Origin of the sequence: Sphaerisporangium melleum (assembly GCF_014646695.1) — a bacterium.
GTDB classification, from domain to species: Bacteria; Actinomycetota; Actinomycetes; order Streptosporangiales; family Streptosporangiaceae; genus Sphaerisporangium; species Sphaerisporangium melleum.
Genome location: NZ_BMNT01000014.1, coordinates 1 through 16327, shown reverse-complemented (window position 1 = coordinate 16327; position 16327 = coordinate 1). Strand labels below are relative to the sequence as shown.

The 16327-nt window shown below is 70.9% G+C and carries 14 protein-coding genes; 8 read left to right on the top strand and 6 right to left on the bottom strand.

The window, feature by feature from the left end; translation table 11 throughout:
* Positions 1-21 precede the first annotated feature (21 nt).
* Positions 22-216 carry a hypothetical protein gene (locus IEY93_RS13890; protein ID WP_189163459.1) on the bottom strand — a complete coding sequence of 65 codons (195 nt, stop codon included), beginning with the start codon at positions 214-216 and terminating at the stop codon, positions 22-24.
* Positions 217-511: 295 nt separating this feature from the next.
* Here IEY93_RS13890 and IEY93_RS13885 point away from each other — a divergent pair, with 295 nt between their 5' ends.
* Positions 512-859 carry an SCP2 sterol-binding domain-containing protein gene (locus tag IEY93_RS13885; protein WP_189163458.1) on the top strand — a complete coding sequence of 116 codons (348 nt, stop codon included), beginning with the start codon at positions 512-514 and terminating at the stop codon, positions 857-859.
* Positions 860-952: 93 nt separating this feature from the next.
* Here IEY93_RS13885 and IEY93_RS13880 read toward each other — a convergent pair whose 3' ends face one another.
* On the bottom strand, positions 953-1948 hold the full coding sequence (locus tag IEY93_RS13880; protein ID WP_189163457.1) for an HAD-IIA family hydrolase: 996 nt from the start codon (positions 1946-1948) through the stop codon (positions 953-955).
* A gap of 94 nt (positions 1949-2042) precedes the next feature.
* Positions 2043-2471 (bottom strand): tetratricopeptide repeat protein, encoded by a 429-nt coding sequence (locus IEY93_RS13875; RefSeq protein ID WP_189163456.1) that lies wholly within the window; start codon positions 2469-2471, stop codon positions 2043-2045.
* 113 nt (positions 2472-2584) lie between these two features.
* On the opposite strand from IEY93_RS13875, the gene IEY93_RS13870 reads away from it, so the two are divergent.
* Positions 2585-3850: a DUF1015 family protein gene (locus IEY93_RS13870; protein WP_307837572.1), complete on the top strand. Its 1266-nt coding sequence runs from the start codon at positions 2585-2587 to the stop codon at positions 3848-3850.
* 137 nt (positions 3851-3987) lie between these two features.
* On the opposite strand, the gene IEY93_RS13865 is transcribed toward IEY93_RS13870, so the two are convergent.
* On the bottom strand, positions 3988-5079 hold the full coding sequence (locus IEY93_RS13865; protein WP_203968368.1) for a LacI family DNA-binding transcriptional regulator: 1092 nt from the start codon (positions 5077-5079) through the stop codon (positions 3988-3990).
* A gap of 254 nt (positions 5080-5333) precedes the next feature.
* Between IEY93_RS13865 and IEY93_RS13860 the strand changes: the two genes are divergently transcribed.
* From IEY93_RS13860 to IEY93_RS13845, 4 genes are all read left to right on the top strand, one after another.
* Positions 5334-6239 carry a carbohydrate ABC transporter permease gene (locus IEY93_RS13860; protein WP_189163454.1) on the top strand — a complete coding sequence of 302 codons (906 nt, stop codon included), beginning with the start codon at positions 5334-5336 and terminating at the stop codon, positions 6237-6239.
* A gap of 3 nt (positions 6240-6242) precedes the next feature.
* Positions 6243-7181, top strand: coding sequence for a carbohydrate ABC transporter permease (locus IEY93_RS13855; RefSeq protein WP_189163453.1), 939 nt, complete (start codon positions 6243-6245; stop codon positions 7179-7181).
* A 59-nt stretch (positions 7182-7240) separates the two neighbouring features.
* Positions 7241-8578 (top strand): ABC transporter substrate-binding protein, encoded by a 1338-nt coding sequence (locus IEY93_RS13850; protein ID WP_229691117.1) that lies wholly within the window; start codon positions 7241-7243, stop codon positions 8576-8578.
* Positions 8579-8764: 186 nt separating this feature from the next.
* Positions 8765-10807, top strand: a complete 2043-nt coding sequence (locus IEY93_RS13845) for a beta-galactosidase (RefSeq protein ID WP_229691116.1) — start codon at positions 8765-8767, stop codon at positions 10805-10807.
* Between the two features lie 125 nt (positions 10808-10932).
* Here the strand turns inward: IEY93_RS13845 and IEY93_RS13840 are convergent, their stop codons facing one another.
* Positions 10933-11394, bottom strand: coding sequence for a hypothetical protein (locus IEY93_RS13840; RefSeq protein WP_189163450.1), 462 nt, complete (start codon positions 11392-11394; stop codon positions 10933-10935).
* 245 nt (positions 11395-11639) lie between these two features.
* Between IEY93_RS13840 and IEY93_RS13835 the strand changes: the two genes are divergently transcribed.
* A complete protein-coding gene (locus tag IEY93_RS13835; protein WP_229691115.1) occupies positions 11640-12584 on the top strand; it encodes an MBL fold metallo-hydrolase in 945 nt (314 codons plus the stop codon).
* 259 nt (positions 12585-12843) lie between these two features.
* Here IEY93_RS13835 and IEY93_RS13830 read toward each other — a convergent pair whose 3' ends face one another.
* Positions 12844-14118 carry a tetratricopeptide repeat-containing protein gene (locus tag IEY93_RS13830; protein WP_189163449.1) on the bottom strand — a complete coding sequence of 425 codons (1275 nt, stop codon included), beginning with the start codon at positions 14116-14118 and terminating at the stop codon, positions 12844-12846.
* Between the two features lie 525 nt (positions 14119-14643).
* Between IEY93_RS13830 and IEY93_RS13825 the strand changes: the two genes are divergently transcribed.
* Complete coding sequence (locus tag IEY93_RS13825; RefSeq protein WP_189163448.1) at positions 14644-15258, top strand: hypothetical protein; 615 nt, start codon at positions 14644-14646, stop codon at positions 15256-15258.
* Positions 15259-16327 lie beyond the last annotated feature (1069 nt).

Genomic DNA, 16327 nt, shown 5'->3' with positions numbered 1-16327 from the left:
ACCCCCCGGGCGGCCGGGCCGTCATCGGGTGCCCTCCGCGCCGCCGGCGTCCCCCGGGCTCTGGGCCGGGGAGGGGTCGTCCATGGAGGCCAGGGCCGCCTCCAGCCCGCCCAGGACGTCCTCGAACACCGGGACGTGCTCCCGTACGGGCAGCTCCCCCAGGCCGCCCAGCCCGGCCAGGGCGGCGGCCACCCTGGCCTCGCCGGTCTCCGTCATCGCGTCGTCTCCACCCGTTCTCCGTACCCGGCCATCCGGGCGCCGCCGCTCGCGGTGCGCCCGCCGGCCGCGGCACCTTGGTCGCGGCGCCGATCAGGAACACGATGGAACGGTCGCGCGCCGGCGTCGCCGCCTGTTGTGATCGCCGCCGACCCGACCGTATCGGAAGCGGTCACCGGTGCGATGCTCTTCCCTTCCCTGGCCGCGCCCGCGCGCCGGATTTCGCGTAGTACTCAAGTGAAACGCTACCGTCCGTAAGTCGGAGGGCTTTAAAGGATGAGAAGGGGTACCACGCATGGCGACCGTCGACGAGTGCAGGGCGGCGCTGGACAAGCTCGCCGAGCAGTTCGCCGAGCTTGATCCAGCGACCCGTACCAAGCATGTGGTGGACAGGAGCATCAGCTGCCGGATCACCGATCTGGACGTGACGTTCTACGGGCGCATGCGCCAGGACGGGCTGGAGCCGTTCACCGAGGTGCCCCCCGCCGACGGGCGGCCCGCCGAGGTGCGCATCCGCATCTCCGGCGATGACCTGCTGTCCATGGTCAACGGCGAGCTGGACATGGGGCGCGCCGTCCTCGGCGGCCGCGTCAAGATCGACGCCAGCCTGGGAGACCTCCTGCGCCTGCGCAAGCTCCTCTGACCGCCCGCCGCGGGCGGCGGGCGCACAGTGGATGGACAGTGGGTGCATGGCGCCCTGGCCTCTCAGAGGCGTCCCGCGGCGCGGGGCGTGCACTCAGAGGTCGATCGCGGCCATGGCCTGGGTGAGCGCGCCGGGGTCCGTGCGTCCCTCGCCCGCCCGCGCCCAGGACGCGGCGCAGGCGACGCGCAGCCCGTCCAGGGGGTCGCCCCCGCCTTTGAGGTGCAGCCCGCCGTTCTCCCAGCGTGCCACCCAGCCGTTACGGCTCCACTCCTCGCCGTCCGAGACGACCGGCGCGGGCGGTTCGTGGACGGCCGAGACATCCGCGGCGATGTGCGTCGGCCGGTGCGCGGGCGGCGCGGTGAGCAGGCCGAGCGGACCGGTGACCCCGCTCAGCACCAGCAGGCTGTCCACGCCCGCCCTGGTGGCGGCCTCCACGTCGGTGTCGAGCCGGTCGCCCACGATGAGCGGGTCGCGCGCGCCGGTCCGCAGGATCGACTCCCGGTGCAGCGGCGGCTCGGGCTTGCCCGCCGAGACCGGCTCGACACCGGTGGCCGTCGCGATCACCCGGGTCATCGACCCGTTGCCGGGCAACTCTCCGCGGTCGGTCGGCATCGTGGTGTCGCCGTTGGCCGCGACGAACCAGGCGCCGCGCCGCACGGCCAGCGCTCCCTCGCCGAGCAGGGCGTAGGACAGGTCGGGCGAGATGCCCTGGACCACGGCCACGGGAGACTCCGCCGCCGTGGTGACCGGGCGCAGGCCCTGGGCGCGCAGAGCCGAGCGCAGGCCCATGCCTCCGACCACGAGCACCGCCGAACCCGGGGGCACCCGTTCGGCGATCATGCGGGCCGCGGCCTGGGCGGAGGTCACGACGTCGCCGGGCGTGGCGGGTACTCCGATGGACACCAGGTGCTCGGCGATCGCGGCGGGGGTGCGCGAGGCGTTGTTGGTCACGTAGGCGAGCCGCGCGCCGAGGTCGCGCGCGCGGGTGAGCGCCTCCGGGGCGCCGGGCACCGCCCGGCGGCCGAGGTAGACGACTCCGTCGAGATCGAGCAGCAAGGTGTCGTAGAGGTCGATCAGCGTGGACTCCATGGCCCCACTATTTCCGATCCCGTGCCCGGCCGATGACCCGCCCGCCTGCCGGGGCGCGGACGGAACGCCCGCACCGCCCCGCCCGCAGGCGCCGTTACGCCTGCCTTGCCCGCAGAGTCGCTCTGACCTGCTTGAGCGCGGAGACGTAGTCGCGCAGGTCCGGGCGCATGGCGACGGCCATGGCGAGGTGCTGGTGGGCGGCCTCCATGTCACCGGTCCGCCACAGGGCCATGCCCAGGCCGAAGTAGGCGTAGTCCTCGGTGGGGTTGGCGGAGACGATGCGGCGGAAGCTGTCGGCGGCGTCCTGGTATCTGCGCGAGTTGAACTGGGCCCTGGCCAGGGCCTCCCGGATGCTGCGCGACTCGGGCTCGGCGTCGGCCGCCCGGGCCAATATGGCCGCCGCGGCCGCGGGGCTGCCGTCCTTCAGCAGCTTGACCCCGCGCTGGAACCACTCATAGACGTCACCCTCGGGGGCGTTCCGCTGGTGGTCGAACTGCTCCGGCCCGCTTCGTCCCTGCACCATCGTGTGAGGCCTCCTTCAGAGGGCAAGTCATCCCGGCTTCCTGACGAGCCGGGCAGCGCTACGGGGTCGGGGCTGTCTCTGACGACTCAGGCCTTTATGGCACCATGCCCGGTATGGCCATCTCTGAACTGCCGTCACCAGGCGGACTGGTACTACGCCCGTTCCGGGGTGTGCGCTTCGCAGTGGATGATCTGGCCGCGGTCACCTCTCCACCGTACGACCTCGTCTCGGCGCAGGACGTCCGCGAACTGCTGGACGCTCACCCCAACAACGTGGTGCGCCTGATCCTTCCCGGGGGCGACCAGCACCGTTACGGTGAGGCCCGCGAGATCCTCCAAGGATGGCTCGGCTCAGGCGTCCTCGTCGTGGACGACCACCCGGCCCTCTATGTGTACGAGCAGAGCGGGCCGGGCCCGCTGCTGCGCGGCCTGATCGGCGACCTCGGCCTGTCGGAGCCGGAGGAGGGCGTCGTGCTCCCGCACGAGAACGTCATGCCCGCGACGGTGGCCGACCGTCTCGCGCTCATGAGGACCACCGAGAGCAACCTGGAACCGATCTTCCTGCTGTACGAGGGCGACGGCGGTGCTCCCGCCCGGCTGATCGAAGAGGTGGCCGCCACGCGGGAGCCGCTGGTGGACATCCGCACCGGCGACGGGGTCGGCCACCGGCTGTGGGCCCTGACCGACCCAGCGGAGCTGCGCGCCGTGCAGGACGGGCTCATCTCCCGCCGCGCGCTCATCGCCGACGGCCACCACCGCTACGCCACCTACCTGCAGTTGCGGCGCGAATACCACGCCGCGGGACGGGGCCCCGGCCCCTGGGACTTCGGCCTGGCCCTGCTCGTCGACTCGACGGCCTACCCGCCGGAACTCAAGGCGATCCATCGCGTCATCCCCGGCCTGTCCCTGGAGGAGGCCGTGGCGCGGGCCAAAGGGGCGTGGCAGGTGCACGAGCACGCACGCCTGGAAGAGGCGCTCGACGCGCTCGACGCGGCCCACGGGCCGGCGTTCGTGCTGGCGGGTGACGGCCCCGCCCACCTGCTCACCGATCCCGACCCCGTGCAGCTGCGGCACGCGATGCCCCCGGAGCGGTCGGCGACCTGGCGGTCGCTGGTCACCTCGATCCTCGCCGAATTCCTGCTGCCGAAGGTCTGGGGGATACCGGACGACGAGCGGACCGTGCGCATCGTCCACCACGACCCGTTCCTCGCCGCCGAGACCGCCCGCCGCGAGTCGGGCACCGCGGTGATCGTCCCGCCGCTCAAGGTGGCAGACGTGCTGGCCATCGCGGCCGGCGGAGAGCGCGTGCCGCGCAAGTCCACCTCGTTCGGCCCCAAACCGCGCACCGGACTCGTCCTGCGCACCTTCGACGCCGGCTGAACCGGGCGCGCGCCCGACGAGGCGCTCGTCGCCGTTCCGGCACGCCTGCGACCGGCTCGGGGTCGCCGGCTCCCCGCGGCGGCCGTCCGGCCGGACGTCCGCACGAGGGCGCGTGGACGGCCCTCCCCCGAGAGGCTTCAGCCCCTCGGGGGCGCCGTGCTCTCCCGAACCACCAGACGAGTGGGGACGAGCTCGGTGCCGGGACGCCAGTCGCCGCCGTCGCGGATCTGCCGCAGCACACCCTGGACGCAGCGCCGGCCGACCTCGGCGAAGTCCTGGTGAACGGTGGTCAGCGGGGGGACGAAGCACGCGGCGTCGGGAATGTCGTCGAAGCCGACCACGCTGACGTCGCCGGGCACCGCCCGGCCCCCCTCGTGGAGTGCGCGCAGCAGGCCGAGGGCCATCTGGTCGTTGGAGGCGAACACCGCGGTGCAGGCGGGATCCGCGGCGAGGGCCAGCCCGGCGGCATAGCCGGACTCGGCGGACCAGTCGCCGTGCAGGGGCGGTGGGACCGGTCGTCCGGCCTCCTTCAGGACCTGGCGCCAGGCCTCGGCCCGGCGCTGGCTGGCGAAGGACGTCTCGGGACCGGTGATGTGCCAGACGGTCCGGTGACCGAGGTCGAGCAGGTGACGGACGGCCAGGCGCGCCCCCTCGGCCTGATCGGTGTCCACGACGCTGTAGCGGTCGCCGGCGTCGGAGTCCACGACGACGACATGGACTCCCGGCGGCAACGTCACCGTCCCGGCGTCCAGGAGGTGGATCTCGATGATGACGATGACCGCGTCGACGGCCAGCTCCCCCATGCGGGTGAACGCGCCCAGCACGTTGTCCTGCGTGGGGACGTCGATCGGGATGAGGGTGATCGCGTATCCCTCCGCGGCGGCGTGCGTGGCGATGGCCTCCACGGTGCGGCTGTTGCCGGTGGAGGCCAGGTTGAAGAGGATCACCCCGATCGTGTTGAACTGCCCGTACCGCAGCGCCCGGGCGGCGCTGTTGGGCCGGTAGCCGAGCTCCCGCATCGCCGCGAGCACCTGCTCGCGGGTCGCGCCGACGACGCCGGGATGCCCGTTGGCGACCCGGGAGACCGTCTGGGAGGAGACGCCGGCCAGCCGGGCCACGTCGGCCATGGAGACCCGCTGCTTGCGGCGACCGCCCGGGATGCCCGAGCCACCGCGTTGCGCGCCGCCGGCCGGGGCGGCGGGCCGCCCGGACGGGCCGTCCAGATCCATCGCTGTGTCGCTCCTGTCTGCCTGCCCGGGTGACCGGGGAGATCCCGCTCAGGTCCGGCTCGTCACCGGTGCGAGGACGGCTCTTGACCTCGCATTGGACCGGTGCCACCATACCGCAGCATAAGTTAACGTAAACATTACCCAGGCGACCCGGAAGACCACCGTGCGCAACGCCCGGGTAATATCCAGAGGTCGCGATGTTCACGTGAACATCACCGTGGGTCGGTGACACGCCACGGAAAGGAGCGGAGCCGGTGGTCTCGGGTCATTCCAACGTTCGGGGCGCCTGGCGCACCCAAGACCGATCATGGATCGGCTGGCGGTTCGTCGGGCCGTTCATGGCGGTGTTCGCGCTGGTCTTCCTGGCACCCATCGCCTACTCGATCTACCTGAGCCTGTTCCGCACCCGGCTGATCGGCGGGACGGTCTTCGTCGGGGCCGGCAACTACCTCGACGTCCTTCGCGACCCGCAGTTCTGGTCGGCGTTCACACGGGTGGCGGTCTTCCTGGTCGTGCAGGTGCCGATCATGCTGTTCCTCGCGCTGCTCATCGCGCTCGCGATCGACAGCGGCCGGCTGTACGGGTCGGCGTTCTTCCGGATCGCGGTGTTCCTGCCCTACGCGGTGCCGGCGGTCGTCGCCACGCTGATGTGGGGCTTCATGTACGGCACGAGGTTCGGCCTGATCGGGAACATCAACCAGGCACTCGGCGTCTCGCTGCCCGACCCGCTGTCGCCCGGCCTGATCCTCGCCTCCATCGGCAACATCGTGACCTGGGAGTACGTGGGTTACAACATGCTGATCCTCTACTCGGCGCTCCGGGTGGTGAGCCCATCGCTGTACGAGGCGGCCGCCCTCGACGGAGCCGGCCAGTTGCGGATCATCTGGGCGATCAAGCTTCCCGCACTGCGCGGAGCGCTGTCGATCGCGACGATCTTCTCGATCATCGGCAGCTTCCAGCTGTTCAACGAGCCGAGCATCCTCAAGGCGCTGGCGCCCAACTCCATCACCACCTACTTCACGCCGAACCTCTACGCCTACTCGCTGTCCTTCGCGGGACAGCGCTTCGACTACTCCGCGACCGTCGCCATCGTCATGGGCGTCATCACGATGGTCATCGCCTACCTGGTCCAGCTTCGTGGCACGCGGAAGGCGGTCTGAGCCATGGCGACGAGCACACCCATCGCCGATCGAGCCCACCGGCGCGGGCGCGGTCCCGCCTCCCGCGGCCCGCTCGTGATCAGGCGCGGCCGGGCGGCCCGCGAGGGCCGCAGCGTGACCCTGACCGCCCTCACGGCCATCATGCTGGTGTACACGCTGCTTCCCCTGGCCTGGCTGGTGATCAACGCCACCAAGACCCAGGAAGGGCTGCTGAACTCCTTCGGTCTGTGGTTCGCCGGCGACTTCGCCCTGCTGGACAACATCGGCACGACGTTCACCTACAACGGCGGGATCTTCACCCGCTGGCTGCTGAACACGCTGCTGTACGTGACCATCGGAGCCGGCGGCGCGACCCTGCTGGCGACGCTCGCCGGCTACGGGCTCGCGAAGTTCGACTTCCCCGGAAAGAAGGGCGTCTTCGCCGTCGTGATCGGGGCGGTGGCGGTGCCCGGCACCGCACTGGCCGTGCCGACCTTCCTGATGTTCGCCAATCTCGGGCTCACCAACACCCCCTGGGCGATCATCATCCCGTCACTGGTCTCCCCCTTCGGCCTGTACCTGATGTGGACGTTCGCCACCGACGCGGTGCCGAAGGAGATCCTCGAGTCGGCGCGGGTGGACGGCTCGGGCGAGTTCCGGACGTTCTTCCGGATCAGCCTGCCGCTGCTGGCGCCCGGCACGGTCACGGTCCTGCTGTTCAACGTGGTCGCCACCTGGAACAACTACTTCCTGCCACTGATCATGCTGAAGGACCCCGACTGGTACCCACTGACCATCGGCCTCAACGCCTGGAACCAGCAGGCCGGCACCGCGGGCGGCGAGGCCGTGTTCAACCTCGTGATCACCGGCTCGCTGCTCACCATCATCCCGCTGATCGCCGCGTTCCTGCTGCTGCAGCGGTACTGGCAGTCGGGCCTGGCCGCCGGAAGCGTCAAGGAGTGACCGGCGCTCCGGCCCGGCCGTCCCTCCCCAGGAATCCCAGAAAGGCAACATCCATGACGATGACCCGCCGTCGCGCCCTGCTGCTCGGCGCGGCCCTGACCCTGTCGCTCACGGCCGCCGCTTGCGGATCCTCCGGCGACGCGGGCTCCGGCACCGCCGCCTCCTCCACCGTCTCCGACGCCGACCTGCAAAAGGCCCTGGACACCGGCGGCACCCTCACCGTCTGGGCCTGGGAGCCGACTCTCAAGGACGTCGTCGCCGGTTTCCAGGCCAAGTACCCCAAGGTCAAGGTCAACCTCGTCAACGCCGGCACCGGCAACGACCAGTACACCGCGCTGCAGAACGCGATCAAGGCCGGTTCCGGTGTCCCGGACGTGGCTCAGGTGGAGTACTACGCCCTGCCGCAGTTCGCCCTCGCCAAGTCGGTCGCCGACCTGAACGCCTTCGGCGCCGGCAAGCTGAACGGCACCTTCACCCCCGGCCCGTGGAACGCCGTCCACGTCGGCGAGAGCGTCTACGGGCTGCCCATGGACTCCGGCCCGATGGCCCTGTTCTACAACAAGGACGTCTTCGACAAGTACGGCCTGACGGTGCCGGCCACCTGGGATGAGTACGTGGCCGCGGCGGAGAAGCTCCACAAGGCGGACCCGAAGGCCTACATCGCCAACGACACCGGCGACGCCGGCTTCACCACCAGCATGATCTGGCAGGCCGGTGGCAAGCCCTACACCGTCGCCGGCACCGACGTCGGCGTGAACTTCGGTGACGACGGCACGCGGAAGTTCACCGCGACCTGGCAGAAGCTCATCGACGGCAAGCTGCTGGCGCCCGTCACGAGCTGGAGCGACGCCTGGTACAAGGGCCTGGGCGACGGCAGCATCGCCACCCTGGTCATCGGCGCGTGGATGCCCGCCAACCTCGAATCCGGAGTCAAGACCGGCTCCGGAAAGTGGCGGGTCGCCCCGATGCCGCAGTGGGAGGCCGGCGGCAAGGCCACCGCCGAGAACGGCGGCAGCTCCCTGGCGATCCCGGAGGCCGGCGCCAACAAGGCGCTCGCCTACGCGTTCGTGAAGTACGCCAACGTCGACGAGGGCGTCAAGACGCGCGTCGACGGCGGCGCGTTCCCCGCCACCACCGCCCAGCTGCAGGACACGGCGTTCCAGAACAAGGAGTTCCCCTACTTCGGCGGCCAGAAGGTCAACGAGGTGCTCGCCCAGTCGGCCGCCCAGGTCGTCACCGGCTGGTCCTACCTGCCCTTCCAGGTCTACGCCAACAGCGTCTTCAACGACACCGTCGGCAAGGCCTACACCTCCGCCACCACGCTGCAGGACGGCCTGAAGGCGTGGCAGGACGCCTCCGTCAAGTACGGCCAGGAGCAGGGCTTCACGATCAAGTGACCTCCCGCGTCCCGTGCCGCCCCGCGCCCGTCCCCCCTTCGTGACATCGCGATGGGCGGCGGCTCGCCGCTCGTGCCGAGCGGCCGCCTCCAGCCGCCAGACGGCTCGGGCCGCGCGGCCGATCGGTAGTGCATGTGGACGTCCCGGCGGACACCACCAGGTTGGATCTTGAGAGCAGGAGTCGTTGTGGAAGCTGACCACGGTCATCGATGGCTGCGCTGGCCATCGAGCCAGGCACGAGCGCGGCTGGCGTTCGGCGCCGACTACAACCCCGAGCAGTGGCCTCGCGAGGTCTGGGACGAGGACATGCGCGCCATGCGAGCGGCCGGGGTGAACATCGTCTCCCTGGCCATCTTCTCGTGGGCGCGGATCCAGCCGGCGCAGGACGTCTGGGACTTCGGCTGGCTCGACGACGCGATGGACCTGCTGCATGCCCACGGCATCGCCGTGGATCTGGCCACGGCGACCGCCTCGCCGCCGCCGTGGCTGACCACGAAGCACCCGGAGATCCTTCCCGTCGACCAGAACGGCCACACGGTGTGGCCCGGCGCGCGCCAGCACTGGCGGCCGACCTCGCCGGTCTTCCGCGAGCACGCGCTGCGGCTGACCCGGGCCCTGGCCGAACGCTACGGCCGCCATCCCGCCCTCGCCGCCTGGCACGTCTCCAACGAGCTCGGCTGCCACAACGTCTACGACTTCTCCGACGACGCCGCGACCGCCTTCCGCGCGTGGTTGCGCTCGCGGTACGGCACCCTGGAGGAGCTGAACCGCGCCTGGGCGACGGCGTTCTGGTCCCAGCACTACAGCGACTGGGCGCAGATCCTGCCCCCGCGCCTGGCGGCCTCCTACCCCAACCCGACCCAGCAACTGGACTTCAAGCGGTTCTCCTCCGATGCGCTGAAAGACCATCTGCGCGCGGAGCGAGACGTGCTGCGCGAGGTGACACCCGACGTCCCCGTCACCACCAACTTCATGGTCATGGGCGGGACCAAGGGCATGAACTACGCCGACTGGGCCGGCGAGGTCGACTTCGTGTCCAACGACCACTACCTGCTGACCGGTCCGCAGGCGCAGGACGAGCTGTCCTTCTCGGCGAACCTCACCGGCTCGCTCGCCGGCGCCCGGCCGTGGTATCTGATGGAGCACTCCACCAGCGCGGTCAACTGGCAGCCGGTCAACCTGGCCAAGAAGCCCGGTGGCATGGCCCGGGACTCTCTCACCCACGTCGCCTACGGCGCGGACGCGGTGTGCTTCTTCCAATGGCGGCAGTCCGCGGGCGGAGCCGAGAAGTACCACTCGGCGATGCTGCCGCACGCCGGCGAGGACAGCGAGGTGTTCCGCGCGGTCACGGAACTGGGCGCCACGCTGGCAGCGCTCGCGCCGGTGGCAGGCACCCGGCGCAGCCGCGCCGCCGCCGCGATCGTCTTCGACTGGGAGTCGTGGTGGGCGAGCGAACTCGACTCCCACCCCACCTCTCTGCTGCGATATCGGCAAGAGGCCCTCGACTGGTACTCCGCCTTCCTCGCCGCGGGCGTCCGCGTCGACATCGTGAGCCCGGCCGACGACTTCACCGGTTACCAGATGCTGGTCGCGCCGATCTTGCACGTCGTGCCCGGCGCGCTCGGCCGGCGCCTCGAGAACTATGTCGCCTCCGGCGGACATCTCGTCACCACCTACTTCTCCGGAATCGTCGACGAGGACGACCATGTATGGCTCGGCGGCTACCCCGGGGCCCTGCGCGATGTGCTGGGCATCCGCATCCAGGAGTTCGGCCCGCTGCCGGCCGGCGACGCCGTCGATCTCGACCTCGGCGTCGCCGGTACGCTCTGGACCGACCGGATCGAGCTCACCGACACCGCGACCGAGGTTCTGGCCTCCTACAAGACGGGCGACCAGGCCGGCCGCCCCGCCATCACGGTGCGGCGTACGAAGGCCGGCTCGGCGTCCTACGTCTCGACCCGGCTCGGCCCCGACGGACTGTCCGTCGTCCTTCCGCGTCTGCTGGACATCGGCGAAGTGGCCTCCGACCTGCCTCCCGAGGCCCGCGGCCTGGTGGAGGTGGCCGTCCGAACGGATGAGACCGATGACTACTGGTTCCTGATCAACCGGACGGACCGGCACGTCGACCTCTCCGCAGTGGAAGGCGTCCCCCTGCAGGGGCCCTCCCTGGCTGCGGACGCGATCCTGGGGCCCCGGCAGGTCCGCGTCCTCCGCCGTCCCCGCCACTAGGGCCCATCGGCGCAGACGGACTCCCCGGTATCCGGACTCCGGCCCCACCGGAGAGGGCTTCATTCCTGGGCATCCTCTCCGGATGACTCACCGTCCCCGTCAGGCCTCATCAGGCCTCATGGGCATCAGCCGGGAGCCGGACCAGGGGTGCTGGACGCGCGACCCGGTGGCGGATCACCGGCCGGACGTCCGTGGAGCGAAGGTTCCGCCACCCGCGCTCCCGGCACCGGCCGGGCCTCATCGGGCCCAGATCGCGCGTCCGGCTCGGCTCCCTGCGCGGCGGAGACCCCGGGCGGCTTCGCCAGGTGCTCCTGGAGCCGGTGAGCGTGGTGCACCTCGACCTCGTAGGTGCTGACTCCGCCACCGGCGCCGGGCCGATATCGCTGATGCAGGGCTCCCTCGACCGCGACCACGTCGTCGATCCGCCACCCGGCCACCCGGCCGCCGAGCGCGGGGTCGAAGGTGACACAGGCGATGCCATCGGCCTTCTTCCCGCTCGGATGCTCCGCGGGCCGGCGCACCGCGAGGCCCCACATCGTCATCACGTCGCCGCTCGGCAGTTCCTTGTGCCGTGGCGGCTTGGACAACCGCCCGACCAGCCTGACCTCGTTGCTGTGCGTGGCAGCCCCTTCCTGCTGAACATCCCGGCACCGCCCATCTTCGGCATCGGAATCCCGCGCCGGAGATCCGAACGCCACTCTGTGGACAGCGCGCCGGTGACGCCCCCAGCCGATGACACGGATCGGACGGTTCGCGCGGGAGATCGCCCAGGTGATACGAACAGAGGAGCGGCGCGAGCACGGCCCGCGCCCGCGGAGCGAAGGAGTCGCCTGTGGACAACATCACGCCACTGGGCGGAGACGTCTACGAAATCGACACGCGCATGGCCGGGTATGCCGGGATCACCGCGGGATATCTGATCCTCGGCGACCGTCCGTGCCTGGTGGAGACGGGCACCTCCACCTCCGCCCCCGTGGTCCGCGACGCACTGACCTCTCTGGGAGTGGGACCAGACGATCTCGCCACCGTCGTGGTCACGCACATCCATCTGGACCATGCCGGAGGAGTCGGCGACATCGCCGGTTTCTACCCTGCCGCCCAGATAGTGGTCCACCAGAAGGGCGCGCGGCACCTCGCCGACCCGAGCCGCCTGATGTCCAGCGCCCAAATGGTGTGGGGGGACAAGCTCGACGTCCTCTTCGGCACCCTCTCCCCCACCGAAGCCTCTCGCATCCGAGCCCTGGACGACAGCGACTCGATCGACCTCGGCGGCGGCCGGACCCTGTCCAGCCACTACTCTCCCGGGCACGCCAGGCACCATGTCGGCCTCCTGGACTCGGCCACCGGCGACCTGTACGTCGGGGATGCGGCGGGGGTGTACCTCCCGAAGACGGGCGACCTGCGTCCCGCGACGCCTCCGCCGGACTTCGATCTCCAGGTCGCCCTGAACTCACTCGCGCTGTTCGAGAGCCTCGGCCCGCAGCGACTGCTGTTCAGCCACTATGGTCCGGTCCCCGAGGTGACCGAGACCTTGGCACGCTCGGCAGAGGAACTGCGCGTATGGGTGGATCTCACCCGCCGAGCTCATGCCGAAGGCATGGACCTCGACCACGCGGTGGCCATGGTGCGCGAGAAGACGCGCGAGCGGTACGCCGTCCTCGCCTCCGAAGATGGCGCGGACACCGAGGAGGCCGCGCACTTCGAGCTGCTCAGCGGAGCGCCTTCGAACGTCGCGGGCATCGTGCACTGGCTGGAGCGCACCTCGGGCGAGAGGTGACGGAACGTGGCGGATGTGAAGTGGCCCATCGAACCAGACGCATCGTCTGTCTCACCGGCTGACCGGCACACGAGCGCTCTCACCCGCCAGAGGGACGAGCGGCCGTCCCCCGACGACGGCCGGGGGCTGTAGGAGAAGCCATGATTTCCAAGCCGGGCGGGCACGCTTAGCCCGGCCCGGCGTGGGAACGATGAGTGGCGGGCGCCGCACACCTCGAGGTTTGCCGGCGCCCACCACCCCTCGTCAGCACGGGTGCGCCTCAGTCGTCACGCCTGTCGGACGCGCGGCGCCGGGCGTCATCTGCCTCGTCGTCATCGTCCAGAACATCCCCAGGAAGTGCACCGGCCGAAACCCCGAAGTCGGGCTCGATGAACGGCGGCGCCATCCCGATCTCCACCCGCGGTGCCGCGGTGGCCGACGGGGCCTGACGTTCCTGGACGTCGCCGTCCCCGGTGCCGATCTCGGCGCTCTCCGCCGCGGAGTCGGCGCCTTCGTCCTGTGGGACCACCCGCTCTCCGCCCGTGGCCGGTCCGGCGAGCGGAGCGGCCCGGTGGGCGTCGGCGGCCGCCGGGGAGTCCTCAGGCGCACCCGAGGCACGCTCCTCCGACGCGTCATCCCGCTCACCGGTCCCGGTGCCGGGAAGACCGGCATCGCCCCCGTCGCGGACGTCGACGTCAGTGCCGTCGCCGGTGTCCGCGTGGAGATCACGAACCGGATCGGCATCAGACTCCGCGGCGAGACCGGCGGAAGGCTCGTCGTCCAGGTCCTCGTCCTCCTGGTCGTCAAGGTCGAACACGCCGCCTGCGTCCACAAGGAACTCGGCGTCCGCGCCATCCTCCTCGTCGTCCTCTTCGATGTCCTCGATCACGGCCCCGGTCAGCTGGGCGTACCGCTCGGCGGCGTCCGTCTCACCGTCCTCGTCGAACATCATCGCGCGCTCGAACCAGTCGGTGGCCGCGCTCTCGTGCCCGGCCTCGGCGAGAGCGTCGGCGTAGGCGAAGGCCAGGCGGGCCGACCAGGGGTGCGGCTCCTCACCGCGCAACTCGGGCAGCCGCTGCAGCGTGATGACCGCCGCGTCGAACTGGCCGAGATCCCGGCGGGCACCGGACTCGACGATGGCCAGCTCGATCTGACCAGCGCGGCCCAGGCGACCGGCCTCGGGCGAACGGACCAGGTCGAGAGCACGCTCGGGCCGGCGCAGCCCGCGCTCGCAGTCCGCCATGATCGGCAGGAACTCCTCCGATCCGGTCATCCTGCGCGCTGCCCGCAAGTCGCTGAGCGCCTCGGCGTAGTGTCCGGCGCGGTAGGCGGCCAGGCCCACCGCCTCGCGGACGACGCCGATGCGTGCCGCGAACCGCCGGGCGACCTTCGCGTGCTCGTACGCGAGCGCCGCGTCGTCGTCCCCGAGTGCGCGCTCCGCCGCGACCAGGTGGCTGGCGATCATGTTCGCGAGGTCGTTCGGCAGGGAGCGGAGCTCGTCCCGGACTTCCTTGTCCAGTTCCTCCGGCGTGATGTCCGCGGCCAGCTCGGGCACCGGCTCGCGCTCCTCACGGCGGGCACGGTCGTCTCGGGCACCATGCTCGGTGTTCGCGGCGAAGGGGCGTCCTCCACCATCCCGGCCGTAGCGTCCACGGGAACCGCCGGCCGTGTCCCGCGCCGGCCCCGACCGTTCGTCCCGGAATCCGCGCTCTGCCTTGTCCTTGTCCCAGCCGCGGTCACGATCGCGGTCGCGGAAGCCCCTGCTCCCGTCTCGGTCGTCTTGGAAACGCCCCTGGCGAGGTGCCCTGTCGTCCCGCCCTTCACGGCTGAACGGACGCGGTCCCGAGCCGGCGCGGTCCTCCCGCCGGAACGGACGCTCTCCGCTCTCACTCCGGCCATCGCGACCGGTGGGGCGGCCTCCGGCATCGGACCGGCGGTTCCCACCACCGTACGACCGGTCACCGCGATCATCGCGGAAGGAAGCACGCGGACTCGTGAAGCCACCGCGTTCGTCCCGGCCCTGGCGCCCTTCGCCACCGTAGGGACGCGCGGGCCCACGGCGGTCGCCCTGGGAGCCGGCGTGGCCGCCTCGGTCGCCGCGCTCGAACGAACGGCCACGAGAATCGTCCCGGTCGCGTCCCTGAGCGCCACGGTTGTCCCGGTCATCGCGGGAGAAGCCCCGGCCACCACGCTCGTCACGCTCGAAGCTCCGGCCACCACGCTCATCAGGCCGGCCGCGCCCGTCACGGTCGCCCGTCCGGCCACCGCGCTCACCGCGGTCGAAGGAGCGGGCCCCTCGATCGTCACGGTAGGACGGGCCGCCACGCCGGTCGCCACGATCGCTCCGGTCGTACGGACGCCCACCTGCACCGCCCCGGTCGCCTCGGTCCTCTCGGGTGAAGCCACCTTCTCGGGTGAAGCCACGGGAACCGGAACCTCCGCGGTCCTCGCGTCCGAACGACCGGCTGTCACGGTCTCCGCGTCCAGGACCGGACGGACGACCACCACGATCATCCCGATCACGCCACGTGGACGGCCCGGCGCCGCGCTCATCACGCCGGTCCCCACCGTGACCAGGGTTCACGCGGCCGCCCGAAGAACGGTCACCGCGCCCATACGAGCGATCCCCGCCCGCGCCACGACGATCGTCATCGCGGTCGAAGGAGCGCTGAGGGCGATCGTTCCGGTCGAATGACCGCTGGGGCCGGTCACTGCGGTCGAAGGAGCGTCCCGGACGGTCCGAGCGATCGAACGAACGCTCTGGCCTGTCGCTGCGGCCACTCCTGTCGTCGAAGGAGCGGCGCGGACGGTCGCCCCGGTCTTCGCGCTCGTCCCGACCGAATCTCTGACCGCCGCCTGAAGCGCCACGTTCCGGACGGCCGTACGGTCGATCGCCCTGATCATTACGCTGGTACGGACGCCCTCCCCGGTCATTGCGGTCACGAGACCCGTAGGACCCGCCGGAGCGGCCTTCACGCGACTCGCCGTAGCGAGGCCCGTCGCCTGGACGTCGCTCACCACGAGCTCCCGCCCGGAAGCCTCCGGCCTGCCGCCCTTCCCTGGCCCCCTCGGAACGGTCGCCGCGGGAATCTCCGGATCTCCCGCCCGAGCGGTATCCGCCCTCTTGGGGGCGACCCGAGTCCTCACGTCCGTCTTCTCTGTTCACTTCTGTCCTTCGTTGCTCGCTCACCGCGTCCGCCGTGATCGGCGTTCACCTGTAGCGCCGACCATGTGCGGAGGGGGCGGGCTACCCGGCCGCGGGCACCGAAGCCCGTTCACTCTGTCGCTGCCCGCCCGTGGCGCCTTTACGCGACGAAGGCCACCCGTGGTGGGGTGGCCCGGCATCGTCCAGCCTAGCAAGCCCCCACCACTTCACCATCCATTCGTTCGAACAGACCCCGCTCCCGGCACCAGCGCGCCAGGTAATACCAACCGGCGGTAGGAGGCTGGCATCTCGAGTATCCGGTGGTCACAGGAAGTGGAGGTCCGCGCGGAAGACACACCGGAACCCCGGAACACCAGGACCGAGAGTCGAGGACACGCTAGAAGCGACGACGCACCGGGAGAGAGGACACGCCAGGAACAAGGACAAGCCGCGGGGCGCAGCACGATCCTGGCGCCGGGAGAAACCCCCGGAAACGCAGGAAGGCCGCCCGGAACCCGGGCGGCCTACCTACATATCCATCTATCTATCAAATTTTGTCCGGCGGTGTCCTACTCTCCCACACCGTCCCCGGTGCAGTACCATCGGCGCTGGAAAGCTT